General features: G+C 62.9%; 14 protein-coding genes. 1 reads left to right on the top strand and 13 read right to left on the bottom strand.

The annotated features are described in order from the left end of the window. Positions 1-7 precede the first annotated feature (7 nt). The 5 genes from Pla111_RS11615 to Pla111_RS11595 form a co-directional block, all read right to left on the bottom strand. Entirely contained in the window at positions 8-1,270 is a 1,263-nt protein-coding gene (locus Pla111_RS11615) for a hypothetical protein (protein WP_146574513.1), read from the bottom strand. Between the two features lie 48 nt (positions 1,271-1,318). Beyond that, positions 1,319-2,458 (bottom strand): chorismate synthase, encoded by a 1,140-nt coding sequence (gene aroC / locus Pla111_RS11610; protein ID WP_146574511.1) that lies wholly within the window; start codon positions 2,456-2,458, stop codon positions 1,319-1,321. Positions 2,459-2,677: 219 nt separating this feature from the next. Continuing rightward, positions 2,678-5,356 carry a [protein-PII] uridylyltransferase gene (gene glnD / locus Pla111_RS11605; RefSeq protein WP_146574509.1) on the bottom strand — a complete coding sequence of 893 codons (2,679 nt, stop codon included), beginning with the start codon at positions 5,354-5,356 and terminating at the stop codon, positions 2,678-2,680. 203 nt (positions 5,357-5,559) lie between these two features. After that, entirely contained in the window at positions 5,560-5,898 is a 339-nt protein-coding gene (locus Pla111_RS11600) for a P-II family nitrogen regulator (RefSeq protein WP_146574507.1), read from the bottom strand. A gap of 183 nt (positions 5,899-6,081) precedes the next feature. Beyond that, complete coding sequence (locus Pla111_RS11595; RefSeq protein WP_146574505.1) at positions 6,082-6,663, bottom strand: cob(I)yrinic acid a,c-diamide adenosyltransferase; 582 nt, start codon at positions 6,661-6,663, stop codon at positions 6,082-6,084. 408 nt (positions 6,664-7,071) lie between these two features. Between Pla111_RS11595 and Pla111_RS11590 the strand changes: the two genes are divergently transcribed. Continuing rightward, complete coding sequence (locus Pla111_RS11590; protein ID WP_197524973.1) at positions 7,072-7,770, top strand: hypothetical protein; 699 nt, start codon at positions 7,072-7,074, stop codon at positions 7,768-7,770. 120 nt (positions 7,771-7,890) lie between these two features. On the opposite strand, the gene Pla111_RS11585 is transcribed toward Pla111_RS11590, so the two are convergent. From Pla111_RS11585 to guaB, 8 genes are all read right to left on the bottom strand, one after another. Next, positions 7,891-9,054, bottom strand: a complete 1,164-nt coding sequence (locus Pla111_RS11585) for a DUF1559 domain-containing protein (protein ID WP_146574697.1) — start codon at positions 9,052-9,054, stop codon at positions 7,891-7,893. Next, the gene (locus tag Pla111_RS11580; protein WP_146574503.1) at positions 9,042-9,236 is read right to left on the bottom strand and encodes a hypothetical protein; all 195 of its coding nucleotides are present in this window, start codon (positions 9,234-9,236) and stop codon (positions 9,042-9,044) included. The genes Pla111_RS11585 and Pla111_RS11580 overlap by 13 nt, the downstream gene beginning before the upstream one ends. Positions 9,237-9,421: 185 nt before the next feature. Next, on the bottom strand, positions 9,422-10,345 hold the full coding sequence (locus Pla111_RS11575) for a PEP-CTERM sorting domain-containing protein (protein ID WP_197524972.1): 924 nt from the start codon (positions 10,343-10,345) through the stop codon (positions 9,422-9,424). Positions 10,346-10,438: 93 nt separating this feature from the next. Further along, entirely contained in the window at positions 10,439-11,551 is a 1,113-nt protein-coding gene (locus tag Pla111_RS11570) for a PEP-CTERM sorting domain-containing protein (RefSeq protein WP_146574499.1), read from the bottom strand. A 49-nt stretch (positions 11,552-11,600) separates the two neighbouring features. After that, a complete protein-coding gene (locus Pla111_RS11565; RefSeq protein WP_146574497.1) occupies positions 11,601-13,067 on the bottom strand; it encodes a hypothetical protein in 1,467 nt (488 codons plus the stop codon). Between the two features lie 571 nt (positions 13,068-13,638). Beyond that, positions 13,639-14,202 (bottom strand): GNAT family N-acetyltransferase, encoded by a 564-nt coding sequence (locus tag Pla111_RS11560; RefSeq protein WP_146574495.1) that lies wholly within the window; start codon positions 14,200-14,202, stop codon positions 13,639-13,641. A 130-nt stretch (positions 14,203-14,332) separates the two neighbouring features. After that, the gene (locus tag Pla111_RS11555; protein WP_146574493.1) at positions 14,333-15,463 is read right to left on the bottom strand and encodes a hypothetical protein; all 1,131 of its coding nucleotides are present in this window, start codon (positions 15,461-15,463) and stop codon (positions 14,333-14,335) included. Positions 15,464-15,515: 52 nt separating this feature from the next. Continuing rightward, positions 15,516-17,045, bottom strand: coding sequence for an IMP dehydrogenase (guaB, locus tag Pla111_RS11550; protein WP_146574491.1), 1,530 nt, complete (start codon positions 17,043-17,045; stop codon positions 15,516-15,518). Positions 17,046-17,087 lie beyond the last annotated feature (42 nt).

Below are 17,087 nucleotides of genomic sequence, written 5' to 3'. Positions count from 1 at the left end.
CAATGCCCTATTGGGGCAACGGAAGCTGGCTCGCGAGCCGAGTTGCTGGTGAGTTTGCCGGCAGAGCAGCGCTCGCCGAGGGCCAGATCGTGTGAAGAACCTCGGCCAGTTGCAAACGCTTTTCGCGTGGCTCGAACACCAGCGGTTGCCCTTCCGACTGTAGCAGGGCATGCGCGATCGCGCCCGGCAGCTTCTTGCCGTCTTCTTCACCACACGCCGCGGTGAGCGTTACACCACTGCTATCAAGATCAATATCACAAGCAAAGCGGTCATACCAAATCGCTTCTCCCGAGGCCTGCTCAGCGACACGTGGCGTCTGCTTGGCCCCTAAGTGATCAGACGCGGCATTGAGCAGCGAACGGTGCGCCCACCCGCGGCGGGCGTCGATCGTGGCGTGAACCCGCTGGAAGCGGCTATCGGACCAGCGTGCTTCATGCACAACGAGCGTCGTGGGAGACCATGTAGCCCGCACCGGTCCGTTGCCCGAGTGCGAGGCCGGCAGCGTCAGCCTGCCGCGGGCGAGACCTCCATCGACGCGGTTTTCTATCCGGCCGGAGAAAAGCACGTCTGCTGGCATTGCGATCGGGGTTGGCAGCCATGCTGCGCTAACCCCCACGCTGCCCGTATCGATCGTGGCGGTGGTGTGCAGTTCTCCGCTAGCGGAGCCGAGCATCTCCAGCTGGAGCTCGGCTTGCTCGGGCACGCTTTTCAGATCGATCGCGAGCATAGCGGAGGTTCCTCCGCTTTCTTCCGTCGGTGAGCGGACCTCGGTCACAACCTGAGTGAATCGCGCAGCCACGCTGCCCGCACGGCTAAGCACGAGCACTTGCGTCGTGCCGTGCAAGCGGAATTGCCTTGCCGATCGAGCCCAGCCGCTGAGCGTGCTTTGGACCTCGGCAGGCCGTTTTATCTCAAGCGTTCCGGCGGCAAACCGCCACCCGTCGGGCTCACGGCGCAGCTGAAGCCGGTCACAAGTTGCCAGTGGCTCGCTGGCACCGCGGGTTGAGACGCGAACGCCCCAGGCGATGATCTCGGTAGGGCGCGGCGTGGTGTACCGGTCACACTCGCAGAGCAGACCGAGGGGAGCCCCCAACTCGGCGATAGCAGCCGCTTGGTAGGCGGGGAGTTGCCGCACCGCGGCCCAGCCGAGCGACGCCACAAGCGGCGCGACACAGGCCCAGCAGAACAGCAGCCGACACAACCGGCGTTGTTTTGATTCAGAGAGCAAAGCGCAGAGCGAAGCGGTCGGAGTGCGGAAAGCGATCGGCACCAAGAGGCCGACGCCTAGGCCCGCCGAGACTAGCCCGCCGTGCGCACGTCAGCGCTCGCGCGCCATCTGTAAAAATAGGTCGTAGCGGGCCTTCATTTCGGTCAGGCTGTCGCTACCGAATTTATCGACCAGAGCGGCCGCGATCTCGAACGCAACCACGGCTTCAACGATGATGCTAGCAGCCGGCACGGCGCAGACATCCGAACGTTCGTAGCTCGCCGATGCAACCTCTTTTGTCTCGAGGTTGACGCTAGCCAGCGGCTTCGCCAGGGTGCTGATCGGTTTCTTGGCGGCCCGGACGACGAGCGGCTGGCCGTTGGTCATTCCCCCCTCGAGCCCGCCCGCATTATTCGTGGGCCGCGTGAATCCCAGATTGGGCGTCTCGCGCTGGGCAAAGTCGTAGTGGATCGGGTCGTGAACCTTTGATCCCGGCCGTCGAGCGGCCTCAAACCCCAGGCCGATTTCAACCCCCTTGATCGCCTGCACTGCCATCACGGCTTGCGCGAGGCGTCCGTCCAGCTTGCGGTCCCACTGGGCGTGGGTGCCCAGGCCGATCGGCAACCCCTCGACGCGGACTTCCACCACGCCGCCAAGCGTGTCGCCCGCCTTGCCGGTGGCTTTGATCAGGTCCTTGATCGCGCCGTCACGTTCGGGATTGAGGGCGTAGATCTCACTCGCGTCGCGGAGGGCACGCAATTCGGCAAGCGATCCGGCGACCGGCGCGATCGGCTCGCCTCCCAATTCAACAACGTAGCCGAGCGTCTCGATGCCGAACTCACGCAGCAAGAGCTTTGCGAGTCCGCCGGCGGCGACCCGTACCGCGGTCTCGCGAGCGCTGGAGCGTTCCAGGATCGGGCGGATGCCTCCCAGGTGCTTGATGCTGCCGGTCAGGTCGGCGTGCCCCGGCCGGGGGCGTGGAAGGTCTTCGAGCCGTTCGAGCTTGAAGTCTTTGTTGATGACTTCCAGCGCGATCGGCGAACCAAGCGACTTGCCTTGCCAGATCCCCGTCTTGATCTGCACCTTATCCGTTTCGATACGCTGCCGTCCGCCGCGTCCGTAGCCCCCTTGGCGGAGCTTGAGATCGGCGTCGATGGGCGTTGTGTCGAGCGTTACCCCAGCCGGGAAACCATCGACCAGGGCCAGAAGCGTTTGCCCGTGCGATTCACCGGCAGTCCAGTAGCGAAGCATGGGCGTATACGGAGTACCGAACTCGTTTTGGCGGAAGAACTAAGACAAACCAGGCAGACGGCGAACCACCAGGGGGCTTTCGTGGCCGTTCTGCCGAGCCCTCCAGTCTAGTTCGCTCAGCGGGGCCCGACTACGGCGGGTCGGCGGAGGCGGGGCTCACAGGAAGATCGAAGCAAGAAACGCCGTTGAAAAAACGGCCTCGCCCCGCCGATAGCGGACTCAGGCCGCTTCCAGAACCCCCATCAGCTGATGACGAACTGTTTCCAGGCGGTCGTTATCGGTGGGCTTGGTGCCGTCACGCTCCGTGACATAGAAGACGTCTACCACCTGATCCAGCGAGGTGGCGATCTTGGCAAAGCGGATCACGAGATCCAGCTCGTGCAACGCGCGAGCGAGGCGATACAGCAGACCAACCCGGTCAATGGTGAAGACCTCGACGATTGCGCACTCGTCAGACAGCGTGGTATCGATCCGGACCTCGTCCGGTTGTCCGGTGAGCGCGGCCTGAGCCACGTGGCGGTCGGCACCCCATACCTGCGGAAACACGGGAGGCTCGTCGCGGCCGATCGATGAAGTGGCAGCCGCGCACAGCGACTGTACGCGGCGGTTGGCCTCCGCGGCGTTGGTCGCTTCGCTCATGCGCGAGTCTTCGGCGGCGTAGCGGAGCAAGAGCACGCCGTGAGCGACGATGGTGGTTTCGGCGGAGAGAATGCTGAGCCCCTTGCTCGCCAGCGCGCCGGCCATGGCAGAAAAAACCCCGCGGCCGGCACCGTCGGCGATCGCGGCGATCAGTTCGAGCGTTCGCCCATCAGCCAGATAGTTGCCCCACACCTCGACCTGTCCCTGATGCTCACCCTCCGAAGTCTGGTAGACCCGTTTCAGGCGTCGCAGCGTAGACGCCACCGCGCCGGGCGACCGACCCGCCACAAACGAAACGGGCAATGAGCCAAAGAACTCTTTCAGTAGGCTGTCGTCGCGCTCGGGGCCCCGCAGGATCTGCCAAACGGCGGTGCGGGCCGCTCCGTGGCGGTCCTCTTGCGGCCGTCTGACATCGGCGAGCGTGTCGTCGGTGCGCAGATAAAGATCGCTCAACACGCCGACCTTCCAGTCGTTCAGCACGCCCGGCCCGACGGCGGCCATGTCGGCACAGGTCAGCACGAACAGTTTGGCCAGGGTCTCGCGAGTGCCGACGAGCTTGGCGAATTCAGCGACCAGATCGGGATCGTTCGTGTTCCGGCGGAAAGCCAGCAGCGACATCGCCAGGTGTTGCCGAACAAGCAGCGCCAGCTGATCCGCATCCGCGTCATCCAGACGGAGCCGTGCCGCGGTGCGCCGGGCAATCGCTTCGCCCGTGACACTGTGATCCCCCTCTTGCCCCTTACCGAGATCGTGCAGCAGCAGCGCTAGGTGTAGCAACGCCTTGTTGGGGAGCTGGCGGTACACCTCGCCCAGGGTGTCTTGTCGCTCGGCGAAACGCGTTGCTTGATCGACACTCCGCAGGCAGTGTTCGTCGACCGTGAACTTGTGATACTGGTTGAACTGCAGCAGGCAGCGGGTCCGCGCTAGCGCCGGAACGATCCGCTCCAAGACCGCGAGTTCGTGAAGCCGTTTGAGCGCCGTTCCCAGGCCGATCGGCTTTGCCAAGAGTTTGAGAAACCGCTCGCCGGTTTCTGGCGATACGTCGGTGGGGTAGTCGGGGGCGGCACGATAGACGGCGTACCACGTCTCTTGTGCGATCCGTCGATCCGTGTCTCGGGCCACCTCGACAAGCTTGATCGCCTCTTCTGGCATGCGGCGCAGGCGATCAAGCCCCACGGCCGTGGCGGTCACTTCGTTAAAGCCAACCCGGTATCCCCCTGCTACCGCCCGCGAGAGCACCGGCTCAAGCACGCGCGACACGCCCCCTTTATTGGCCGTTGTTAGGTCGGCAACGCGGGTTGTGAGAAAGCTGACGTGCGCTGCGTGGCGAAAGTAATCGCGCATGAACCGCTCGACGGCGCGCAGCCCCCCGCCTTCCGAGTAGCCCATCGCTTTGGCGATCCGCAACTGCTCCGCACGATGCAGCGTGTCGCTCGCCCGCGCGGCCCCAAAATGCAGATCGTTCCGCACTCTGAGCAGGAAATCTCGTGACGAGCACAGGCGGTGGTGATCGAACTTCGAGATCACACCCATCGAGTGCAGACGATCTAGATCGCAAACGCCAGTCTGCACATACCACAGCCAGCGCAGCAGGTGAACATCGCGCAGTGCGCCACGCGAACGCTTGAGGTTGGGCTCAAGCAGATACACGGTCTCACCGTACTTGTCGCGTTCGGCTTTGCGGGCCGCGACAAACTGCTTGCAGGCGTTCCGGCCGCGGCGCTGGAGGGTGGCCGAGTAGGCCGTCTTGAAACGTTCGACCAGCGATGCGTCGCCCACCACGAGTCGTGATTCGACCAGCGAGGTGGCAACCACGGCGTCGCTCTTGGCCATCTGCAAGGCGTCGTCAATCGTGCGGAGACTCTGCCCCAGATCGAGACCCACATCAAAAATGTCGCGCGTCAGCCGTTGGGTGAGCTGTTCGGCTTCTCGAACGGCTCCCGGCTGGTGCAGCACCATGAGATCGATGTCGGAGAGCGGAGCGAGTTGTCGGCGGCCGTAGCCCCCGTGAGCCACCAGCGCGCAGTCGGTCGACAGAAGCCGGGCTTGGCGATCCGGCAGGTCGGCCAGAGCGGCCTTCCACAGCGTCTCGATCGCGGTATCGACGGCCGTCGTGAGCCGCCCGCAGACCTGCATTGGGTCCAGCCCACGCTCGTGAGAATCCCGGATCCGCCGCCGAGCTTCTTGGAGCGCTGCTTTCGCTCGGCTTACCGCCGGCCGCTGGCGGAGATCGCTCGAAGGGTCGCTGGAGCCTGACAAGCGGATCGCCTACGGGGAACGCGGTCGTTAACGCGGCCGACAATGGTTGTGGATCAACACGGCAGGTTCAGCGACCTCTAGCCCCCTCTACGGCTTGGCGACGCACCCACCGGCAAGCAGCGGTATGAGCCAGCGCGACACCGACCTCGAGGACGGCTGAGCAGCGCCTGTCCGGCTTGCCGAATGCGGAAGCGGCGAGAGGACTAGATCGCTTCGACACCGGTTTCCGCGGTGCGGATCCGGATCGCGTCGGCAAGGTCCGTCACAAAGATCTTGCCGTCGCCGATCTGACCGGTTTGGGCCGCTTTGATAATGGCGTCGATGGCGGCCTGGGCCCGATCGTCATCGATCGCCACCTCGACCTTCACCTTCGGCACAAAATCGACGGCGTACTCGGTGCCCCGATAGATCTCCGTGTGGCCTTTTTGTCGGCCGCAGCCGCGCACCTCGGTGATCGTCATGCCCGCCACACCTTGCTCGCTCAGCGCGTTCTTGACGTCTTCTAGCTTGTAGTGGCGGACGATCGCTTCGATCTTCTTCATCGGGAGTTCTTCGATGAGCGCGGGGGGATCAGGTGTTTCGGCTCGCGGGATGCCCCGCGATTCGTTGGGGGAACCCGGGGGGGCTCACACGCCTGGGCGTCGCGAGACCGAAGGGTGCCAAACGAGCGGCGGGGCCGACCCGCCGCTAGGTCCTACAGAATAGCACAGCCGACTCGGCGGTGGCTACGGACTCTCTGCGGCCTTTCGCCAGGGCGTGTCGGTGACCCCCTGGCCGTGGTTGGCCGCCCGGGCGAGCACGAAAAGCAGGTCGCTCAGGCGATTTAGGTACCGCACCGCGATCTCGCGGACCGCTTGCTCTCCTGCCAAGCGAACCACGGTTCGCTCGGCCCGCCGGCAAACGCACCGGGCCAGATGCAGGTGCGAAGCGGCCGCCGAGCCCCCCGGCAGCACAAATTCGCGGAGCGGCGGCAGCGACGACTCATGGTGATCGATCGACCCCTCCAACGCCGCGACATGGGGCTCGGAAAGCGTCGCGAAACTAATCGTGGCCCCGGTGGCGGTCGCCAGCTCCGCCCCCAGGTCGAATAGCCGGTTCTGTGCCTCGGCGAGGATCGCGTCGATCGATTCGGCAACCGACTCAGCAAGCCGCTCGCTCCGGACCAGTTCCGCACGAGCCGCGCCCAGCGAGGCGTTCAGCTCATCGACCGTTCCGTAGGCTTCGATCCGGATATCGTCTTTCGATGCTCGGACGCCGCCCAACAGGGCCGTTTCGCCGGTGTCACCGGTGCGGGTGTAGATCTTCATAGCAAACCTGGGCCTCGGACGGCGGAGTCAACAGACGGTGGGGTCAGCGGATAGCGGGCAGGACACGTTCTCTCGCCAACGTGTACCGGCATCGTAGGGGGAGAGGGCCCGGGGGCCCAGCCGGGCCAATTTTCACGCCCCCCAACCGAAAGCGGCTCCCCCGACTTGAGCGTAATCACCTTCGACAAACCGCATCCTTGCCCGCTGGGGGTGCGTTTGTGACGGTTTGTCGGATCACGTGGCGGAGGAATCACCCGGTCGCCGCTAGTCCCTCGGAGCCCGCTCCGGTTGTGACCTACGGTTGTGCGTCCCCTAAGCGGCCGACCCAATCGGCTTGCTGGAAGCGCTGGGGGAAACCGTTCAGGACCACCGCTCGCGGCCCCGCCGCAACAAGCCACAAGAGCCACCATGGGCTTCCTCAAAAGTTTCTTCACCAACGTCTTCGACGAAGAGCAACAGTCGGTTGCCGACCGCATGGTCAGCAGTTTTGACGCGCTCTCGGAAGAAGAGCTCGAATCGCATTTGGGCGTGTCACGCTATGGCGAGTTCGAGCTGACGGACGCCGTGCGCCCCAGCTACAGCCTCGATATCGTCCCCCGTGCCGGCTTTCGGCACGATGTGTACCGCGACGAAGAGTCGCGTTCGGACGTTCCGGTGCTGATGGCCGCGACGACCAAGCGGAGGCTGATGGACACGTTCATGGACCTGCTCGAACCGCTCGGGCCGGTGGTCGATGTCGTGATCGAGACCAGCCACGGCCACTCGGGCGGGGGTCACACGGACCTGTACCGTGAGCACATCGACATGCCGATCCTGCAGAGCATTCTGTGGGACTATGAAGACCTGCTCACCAACGACGGCTGCACGGGCGTGGCGGTGCTCAACCCGCGTACGCCGCAAGAGGTGCAGCTTGACGAGCACAAGCTGCTGATCGTTTACGGCAGCGACCTACGCAAGTTCGAGAGCGTGCTGATCGATCACCATGTCGATTGCGACGAGCAGCTGCGGTTCATCACCGAGGCGGAGCACGTCCACTCGACCACGGACCGCTACATCCAAGAGTTCGAAGAGCTGAAGATGCGACTCGGCATGGACGGCGGCGTGTGAGCCGTGAGCTTGCCGCCTGCGAACAAGAACAACGCCAATAACAAAAGCCCGCGACGGGGAAACCTGTCGCGGGCTTTTTTGTGCTGAGCGATTTTGTGCGAAGTGATCCGGGGTGTGGGATCACCAAGTGACACCCGGCGGGCGGTAGCCTTTGTCATCAACCGGGTTGGTGCCGTCATTGATGGAGATCAGGTAGGCATAGAGGGCCGGGTCGACTTCATCCGTCAAGAAGTCGATGTGCCCATCGACGTAGCCGACGTTCACTCCGCCGGAGTGCAGGCTGCGCGGTGCCGCGGTACGGAAACCTTGATCGACTAGGCACGGCATGCCCTCAGCCACGGCGAGCTCGCGCTCTTGTTGAGGGCACTCACGTGCGTCGATGCGATCAGCGGGTTCTTGGTTTACCGCAGACGCAGCCGCATTAGGCGTTAAGTGATACTCAGGGAAGCGATTGGAAATCTCAAACGGATCGCTAAGAGACCTTCCGCGGGCAATGTGAAAATCAGCAGACATCATGTTCGCACCAGCGCGAGCCAGTGCCCAAGTGCCACGTGGATCCAGGTTTGAATCGCGAGTTCGAACCTCAGCAATCGCCAGTGTTGAAGCGGTTCCATCGATGATTTTCCCGAGCTTCTGGCCTCCGACGATACAGGCTCCGGGCACTTCTAGCTGATACTCGACGTGCAGGGGACTAACAAAGACGGCGTAATTGCCTTTGGCAAAGGGCCTTGTGATCCCGCCATCCGTTAATGCGTCGTAAGGAAGCACTTCGGCATTATCGCTCGGGCACAACAAAGTCTTAATGGTTGTTGCTTGGGGATTGATCACGTTTCCGGTAGTGTCACGTTGGTCCCAAACCGGCTGTTCTTGATTGAAAGAGTCGTAAAGAGGCTGCTCTTCGATGAAGGGGAGAACCAAGAACAGCGAACTGTAGAGGGGGTTGATAACCACTTGACCGTTATCAAGTCGTGACGGACCAAGGTTAACTTTGACTTCTTTGAAAAGTTCGTTGGTGTCGTTGTCGACGTTGCTCACGACGTTGGCGATGCTTGATGGCAGGTACTTGCCGTACGTCGATTCGTAGTTGAGTGCGGCCAAGCCGATCTGGCGGAGCGCGCTCTTGCACTGGGTGCGGCGCGCTGCTTCGCGCGCGGCCTGGACCGCCGGCAGCAGCAGGGCGACCAGAATGCCGATGATCGCGATGACCACTAGCAGCTCAACCAGGGTAAAAGCGTTCGTAAGCGGCTTGCGTTGAGCGGGCAGCGGGAAGGCTAGCTTTGCCACTTGTTCTCTCTCCTCAAACAGGTTGGCTGGCTGCGGGGGGCTATCAACAGGCTGATGGCACCATCCGGCGCAGCTTGGATCGTGTGTGCGGTGGTGACGGCACGCATGGGGCCGTCTGCGGTTGTCGGGCTCGCCTTGGTGGCGAAGGTGTCGGGCGAGGGCACTACCGAAACGATAGGCACCTTGTGTCGCGTTCACAGTGTTCTGTTTAACGTATCTTGCCGAGAAACTCAAAACCGATCGCCGAGAGGTCGGAAAGTTCGGGGCGGTGCCCCGCGTTTGTAAAGGGTTAGTTGCCAGCAAGCAGCCAAGGCGGGCGTCGATGCGGCATCGACGCCCGCCCCTTGTGCTGCCGTAATGCTACCGATCAGCGACGACGGGCCGCGAAGCCAGCCAAGCCAACCAGAACGAGCAGGCCGGTCGCCGGCTCGGGGATGGTCGAGACAACAATGTTGTCAAACACCGAACCGTTGGTGAAGCCACCCGGAACGATCACCTGGTTGACGCTGTTGAAGATGTCGTTGTGGGTCAGCAGGACGCCACCCCCCGAGAACGGATTCGCGACCGTGTGGACCTTGACGCCGTTGATGAACAACGTCGCGTTGCCATTGGCCACGGCGATCTCGAGCGTGCTCCAGGCACCGAACAGACCACCCGGGACGGGCTGACCGATGGTGGTGCCGGGCGGGACGGGAACGTTAGCGGGCCAATCCTGGAAGTTGGCGATCACTGCTTGGCCGGTGCTGCTGTTGAACGAGATCAGGTCACCGGCGGTGTCACCGTCGGTCGTGCCGGTCCAAGCAATGCCTGAGCCCTCATTGACTCCGAAGCGCAGCGGGACGTTTTGCGAGCCATCGTGATGGACGCCGATACCGCCGTACTCGGTCGAACCGCCGCCACCATTCCAGAACAGATACATGTCGGCCGCAACCTTGAAGTTGCCGCTCGGCAGAGCGTAGCTCGACACGGCACCGATGCCGTCGCCCTCGTCACCGGTCGTGTTGTCGGTGTTGTTGGCGGTCATGAAGACGCCGATCGTCGAGATGCCATCGCCGTTGGGAGCGGGCGGGATCGGGGTGCCGCCGCCGACGAACGGATCGACGATCTGGCTGTAGTCGAAAGCGTAATCGATCGTGCTGTCAGGAGTGGTGAACTCCGTGGTTTGGATGGTTGACCAACGGGTGGCACCCGCCAGGTCGTCGAAGTCTTCGGTGTAAAGGATCTGAGCACTAGCCGACGAAACAGCCAGGCTGCCGATCATGGCAAAAGCCAAGAAACGCTTGCACATCATTAGTTCAAACCTCAAAGGGGAAACACGGAACAGGGAAGTCATCACAAAGTTGAACGCGGGTTTAATAGCGAGTACGACTCGCTTCCTCAAGCTTTAGCTGCGACGCCGCGCGGCGGCCGCGACGAGTCCGGTAACAAAAAGCAGGGCGGCAGAGGGTTCCGGCACGGCCACGCCGACGCCAAAGCCCCAATTGCCCAGCAGAGCATTGAGCTCGCCGTTATCGACGGGCGTGTCGAAGCCGTTGGTCCATTCGGGGGGCACCGTTGCCAAACCCCAGTTGCCCAAGAGCAGATTCAGGTCACCGTTGTCGACCTTTCCGTCGCCGTTGAAGTCACCGGCGACCGCAGCTCCGAGCTCGGTGACAACGATGTTGTCCCAGATCGAGCCGTTGGTGAATCCGCCGATGGCGTTGTTGACGCTGTTGAAATAGTCGGCATGCCCAAGCAGGACGCCGCCACCGGTGAAGGCACTCGCAACAGTATCGATCAGATAGCCGTTGATCGAGAACGCCGCATTACCATCAACCACCTCGATCTGCACCTCAACCCACTGGCTGTAAATGCCTACCGGGGCGGGGCTGCCGGTCGGAACGTTCGGGATGCTGCCACTGGGAATGGCCTCGTAGCCGCCCAGCCCGGTCTGACCGATGCCCTCTTCAAAGCGATAGAGGTCCGTGCCCGAGTCGCCGTCGCTGTCGGCAGCCCAGGCGATGCCTGACCCCGCGTTCACGTTGAACGGGAACGGGACATTGTTACTGCCGTCGTGGTTGGCACCAAAGATCGAGTATTCAGTGGAACCGCCGCCACCGTTCCAGAAGAGGAACAGGTCGGCGGTGATGCTGAAGTCGCCGCTGGGCAGGGCAAAGTTCGAGACAATGCCAATCGCTTCGCCTTCATCACCGGTGGTCTGTTCGGTGTTGTTAGCAGTCATGTAAACGCCAATGGTCGAGCCGCCCGTTGAGTTGGGGGCCGAGGGGATCGGCGCATTGCCCGCAAAAGGGTTTTGGATTTGGCTGTAGTCAAACGCGTAGTCAAGAGTCCAGTCGGAAGTTGAGAACTCGATGGTCTCGAGTGGAGCCGACCACCGCGTGCTGGCCTGCCCGTCGTCAAAGCTGTCGGAGAACACGATCTGTGCTCCAGCAGTCTGCGACAGCATCAGCAGCAGGCAAGCGGTGCCTATCGACGGCAGAAGGAAATACTTCGACATATAGTTCTCGTGGAAGGAATCACTAAGTTGCCGTTAGATTCAGAGATGACTAGCGACGCTTGGGGATCATCAGCAGTGAGCCAACGGCCAGCATGGCCAGAGCGGTCGGTTCGGGCACGGCAACGCTGACGCCGAAGCCCCAATTGCCGAGCAGCGCGTTGAGTTCACCGTTATCGACGGGCGTGTCGAAGCCGTTGATCCAATCGACGGGCACGGTAGCCGAACCCCAGTTGCCCAGCAGCAGGTTCAGGTCGCCGTTGTCCACCTTGCCATCGCCGTTGAAATCGCCCGGCTGAGCCGAAACGGTAGCGGGCGTGACGATCAGGTTATCAAAGATCGCGAAGTTGTAGCCGCTCCCCTCGAACGAGACGAACAGGTCGGCGTAGATCATCGCGATCGGATCGCTGAAGTCGAGCACGGCGGTTTGGTTGCCGGCGACATCGGGGCCGGTCAGGCTGTTGCTGATCGTTCCGACAAGCTTCTCGGGACCGGTGATCGTGACAGGATCAAACGTGTTGAGGTCGTCGTCGCCATCAACCTGCCAAGTGGCTGAGAGATAGACGCGGGCGACACCGGCCGCAGCGCGGGGGCCGGTGCCCATCTCGTTCGGATCGACTTCGATGCGGATGGTACCCCAGCGCATGCCCATGTCGCCCGGGGGATTATTGACGGTCGGCGGTCCCGCTTGGCCAACGCCTTGCGAATTGTAAGGGGAGAGAGAGGCACCGAGGTCGGTCCGATCGCCGGCGATTTCTTGCCAGAAGTCGTTCTCGCTATCGAGTGCGGCGGCGACGCCGAAGTCGGCGTCAAACTGCACATCGGCAAAGTAGTCGGTCGCGACGTCAGGATTGTAGTAGCCGTCGCCGTTGAGCAGTCCGCCCATGCCGTCGTCCTCACCCGCGATGCGGATAAAGCCGACGCCGCCGTTGTTCGCTTCGCCCACACCGCTCGCCGGGCCGTGCTGCAAACGGAAGTCGCTCAGCGCGCCGGAGTCTCCCGAGTAGATGAGACCGCCGCCGGTCAAACGGCCTTGCGTGAGGCCATCGTGTCCGACCAACAGTCCGCCGAATTCGGTGGCGTTTGCCGACTGTTTGTCGTAGTTCATCCAGATGTCGACTTGCACCTCGTAAGCACCGGTAAGGCTGAGCAACTGGCCCGTGCTGGTGTCCTTGGGCAGCAGGGCGATTTCCGATAGGCCCGAGATGTTCGTGATCAGGTTGTCGTTGGCTGAGACGAACATACCGGTCCGCGGCGTATCACCGGGCCGAGTGTTGGGAGCCTCGGGAATGCCCGCGGGCACACCGAATCCCACCGAATAGGTCGCATAGTTGATGCCGTAGGCGATCGTCACATCGGGATCGTTTAAAGGCGTGCCGGGATCAACGTCACCGGAGGTCAGCACAACGAACTCGCTGCCCGATGTGTTCTGCATCGGGTAGTAGATTTGGGAGTCGGATGTCGCCGCGATCAAAGCAATCGACGCGCTAACCGCGCAGTTGAATAAGTGACGCAACATTTACTCGGTTCCTTCGAGAGTGCTAAACGGAGATGTTTTTTGCGGTGGGAATGCAAAGGCCCAAACGGCAAGAATTTCAGCGAAGCTACTAAATAGCAGCCGGAGGCTTTGCGATGCAGATTTAATCGCGGGACGGGGACGATGCCACCAACGAGCGGTCGGTTAAGACTACTGCAGGGGCAGCCTACTTCGCGCTCACGCCGCGATTGCGAGTGAGCGTGCCGCTGTGCGACCTTGAGCGTGGGGCGGGGGGGTGGAAGCGGTACAAATAAGGGGCGCTAAGAGAGCTGACCGTGCGGGCGAATTTTTCGCCCGCAAAGCTCTCGCCGATGCCTCTACGCTGCTCTGAGGGAAAAGCCGCGGTTCCGACGCGATAGTTCCCAAGCACTAAGGCCGCATGACGCTAACAAAATAGTCAGCTCATCGCGATCTTCCAACCACATCTAACCATAGTCGGCCCCCAGTAGGCGTCAAGCGATCCGGGCCGTCGTGCGGAAAAGCACGGGTTGTTTGCGCAATCGCTCGCGGCTCGGAGTTCTTTACTCCAACAGCGTCTTGAACGCCCGAACGCTCATTCGAGTCCGCGATACGTCTTAACTAGCTCGCTGTGGGGCAGGCCGATGAGTTCTGCCACCAGGCCCGTCAGTTCGTAGCCGCAGCGCTGATAGAAGCCCGCCACCGGAGTCCGCGCGAACAGGCGGAACTCCGTCGCGCCCAGCTCGCTCAAGTGCTTTTCAGCACCGGCCAGCAGTCTTCGTCCCGCTCCACAAGAACGAAAATCGTCGTGAACCACTACCTGGCGGAGCCGCACGGGGCCAGTGAAATACCCCTCGAACACCGCTTCTGAAGGGGCGGAAACGCCTGACTCCGCGTCGGCTGCGCCCATGACCCGCGTTACCCCCTGCGGGGGGGATTCCAGTGGCTTAGCGATCAGGCTTGCCACAAGCCCTTCTGGAGGGGGGCAAACCGCCTGGTCTTCTTCGCTAAGGAACAGACCGAAGTGGAGCTGGTCTTCTTCGCCTGCCAGATCGGCGGGGGTCAGCATCAATCCGAGCGGTTCGCGCAGGAAGCGGCACCGCAAAGTGAGCGAGGCCCGATACTCGGCCGACCCGTGCGGAAATAAGCGGACGATCAAGCGGAGGAACTCAGCGGGGCGGCGGCGGGCAGGAAAACAGCGGCGGCGTCCGACACGCTAATACTGCGTGGGACGCCGCCGGTCGTTCTGTTCTTAACTTAACCCCTCGCGTCGTCAGGCCCCAGTCCACTCAGGGCAGGAACGAGGCCACGCCGACCGCCCCACCGGCTTGGAACAACGCCGCCCGCCAGGTGAACGGGATCGGGTCGATCGTGTACGGGGCACAGCTGCCCGGGCGGTAGTGACCCAGGGTGTAAACGCACTCGTTGGGAGTCTTCAGACCTATGCAGTACGGCAGCACGGGCAGGCGTCCAAAAAAGTGGGCTCCCGAAACCAGCGGCTGCAGCACCGGGCCCCACGAGTGGCCGTAACGCTCCAGGTGAACGTCCTCAAAGTACAGCGGCTTATGGCACAGGGCCGAGGCCTTCCACATGTAGGTGATCTCGGCCCAGCAGCGTGGAGCGCCAACCATGCCGTCATCGATCGAGCACTCGTACGGGTAGTCTTCCCCCGCGACCCCTGCGACGCCGATCGACAGATCTAAACCGATCAAGCGTTTCGCTTTGACCTTCGCGAGTTCTTCGACACAGTCCTTGCGGGCCTCGGCGAGGTCTTCTTCCAGGGCGGTGTCGTTGCCGCGGTCGATCGTGTCGCTTGTGCCAAACGGGGCGGCGAGGTCCTCGGCGATATCGCGACCGCGGTTCTTGGGTGGCTCTTCCTCAGCCGGAGAACGCACGTAGTCGTTGTTCTCGGCGGGCCGTGCGGGCTCGCGTTCGTTCGCTCCGAACGGAGGCTGATCGAAGGGATCGGCCGGCAGCTCTTCGTACTGCCGAGCGGCATTCGGATCGGTGCCCAGGGGACGCTCGATCAGTTCTTCCAGATTATCTTGCTGAGCAAACCGTGTCGGACGACGGCGCAGGGCGTCGGTGTCCGGCCGCTCACGCTGTGCGACGCGCAGCGCTGGGCCCGCGATATCGTCTTGGTAATCGACTGGCCGCAGCGAACGGTCCCAGCGCGGCTCGGCAGGGCGTGGCGCGATGACGGCTTGAGACGGTGACCGGGTTAGCGGGCTAGCGATTGCGCGGTGCGTGACGGTGGAGTTGCTTGCCGACGAACGTGGGCGCCATCCATCGCTGCCGGCTGGCGGAGCGATCCGTTCACCGAACACCGGGGCTGCCGAGGTCAGCAGCAGCACCACTACCAGCCATCCAGAGGGGAGCCAGAGCGGCTCAGTGCCTTCCGGTGCGGTGGCGTCGGCCACACGGCGATACGCCGCGGCGGCACCAGCAGCGGGGCGGTGGGGTGTAGTGCGCTCAGGATCCCTCCGAGCCGTGGTGCTCGGTGGTGTAGTTGGGCGCTTCGTGCGTAATGGCGATGTCATGAGGGTGGTTCTCCCTAACCGTTGCCGGGCTGACCCGGATGAACCGCGACTGCGTTCGCAGCTCGTCGATAGTCCGCGCTCCGCAGTAACCCATGCCGGCCCGCAGGCCGCCCACGAGTTGGTAAATGAAGGGCCCTAGTTCGCCGCGGTAGGGGACACGCCCCTCGACGCCCTCGGGCACCAGCTTGCTTGCTTCGTGTTGGCTTCCAGCTTGGCGGTAGCGTTCGCTTGAGCCCTTGGCCATTGCCCCGAGCGAACCCATGCCGCGATAGGTTTTGTAGGTGCGTCCTTGGTACAGGATCCGTTCGCCGGGGCTCTCGTCGAGGCCGGCGAGCAGGCCGCCGATCATGACCACGTTGGCCCCAGCGGCGATCGCTTTGGTGATGTCGCCCGAATACCGAATGCCCCCGTCGGCGATGATCGTGACACCGGTTCCTTGAGCCGCTGCCGCTGCCGCTGCTACCGCCGTCACTTGCGGAACCCCGATGCCCGAGATGACCCGCGTGGTGCAGATCGATCCGGGCCCGATGCCCACCTTAACGGCGTCGGCTCCAGCCTCGATCAGGTCGCGGGTTCCCTCGGCCGTCGCCACGTTGCCGGCGACCACATCGATATCCCAGCGTTGTTTGATCCCCCTGACGGTCTCGATAACGTTCCGCGAGTGTCCGTGGGCGCTGTCAACGACCAGGAAATCGACCTCTTTGGCGATGAGCCGCTCGGCCCGCTCGAAATCGCCTACGCCGATAGCGGCGCCGGCACGCAAGCGTCCCTGTGCGTCTTTTGCCGCTTCGGGGAAGCGGCGCATCATGTCGATGTCCTTGATCGTGATCAGTCCCGTCAGTGTGTAATCTTCGTCAACCAGCAGAAGCTTCTCGACCTTTTTCTCCATCAAGATCTTCTCAGCTTCCGCAAGCGTTACGGTCCCCGTAGCCGTTACCAGGTTGTCTTTGGTCATTACCTCGCCGATCGGCAGGTCGTTGCGCTCCATAAAACGGAGGTCGCGGCGGGTGAGAATGCCCACGAGCCGACCGCTAGCAGTGGTGATCGGCACGCCCGAAACCCGGGACTGGGACATCGTTTCCCGAGCTTGCGCGACCAGGGCCTCGGGCGGCAACGTCACCGGATCGGCGATGATGCCGTTGGCTGACCGCTTGACCTTTTCCACTTCCTGCGCCTGCTCTTCGATCGACAGATTCTTGTGGATCACGCCGAGCCCCCCCACGAGCGCCAGGCCGATCGCCATGCGGTGCTCGGTGACCGTATCCATCGGTGAACTAAGCAGCGGGACGTTCATCGCGATGCGGCGTGTGAGCCGTGTGGCGACGTTCACCTCGGCGGGCACAACCTCGCTGTAGCGTGGCTCGACGAGCACGTCGTCGAACGTCAGACCCTCAGCGACGATCTTCTCGGCGATCGACGGAGGGAGCGGGCGGGATTCCGACGGCAGCGGACCAGACGACATGGCAGAGCGTGTACCGATCAAGGCAGGGAAGGGGCCGCTTGC

The sequence above is a fragment of the Botrimarina hoheduenensis genome (genome assembly GCF_007859815.1).
GTDB classification, from domain to species: domain Bacteria; phylum Planctomycetota; class Planctomycetia; order Pirellulales; family Lacipirellulaceae; genus Botrimarina; species Botrimarina hoheduenensis.
Note: the sequence above shows the minus strand (reverse complement) of the source record. Positions and strands in the feature narration are given on the sequence as shown.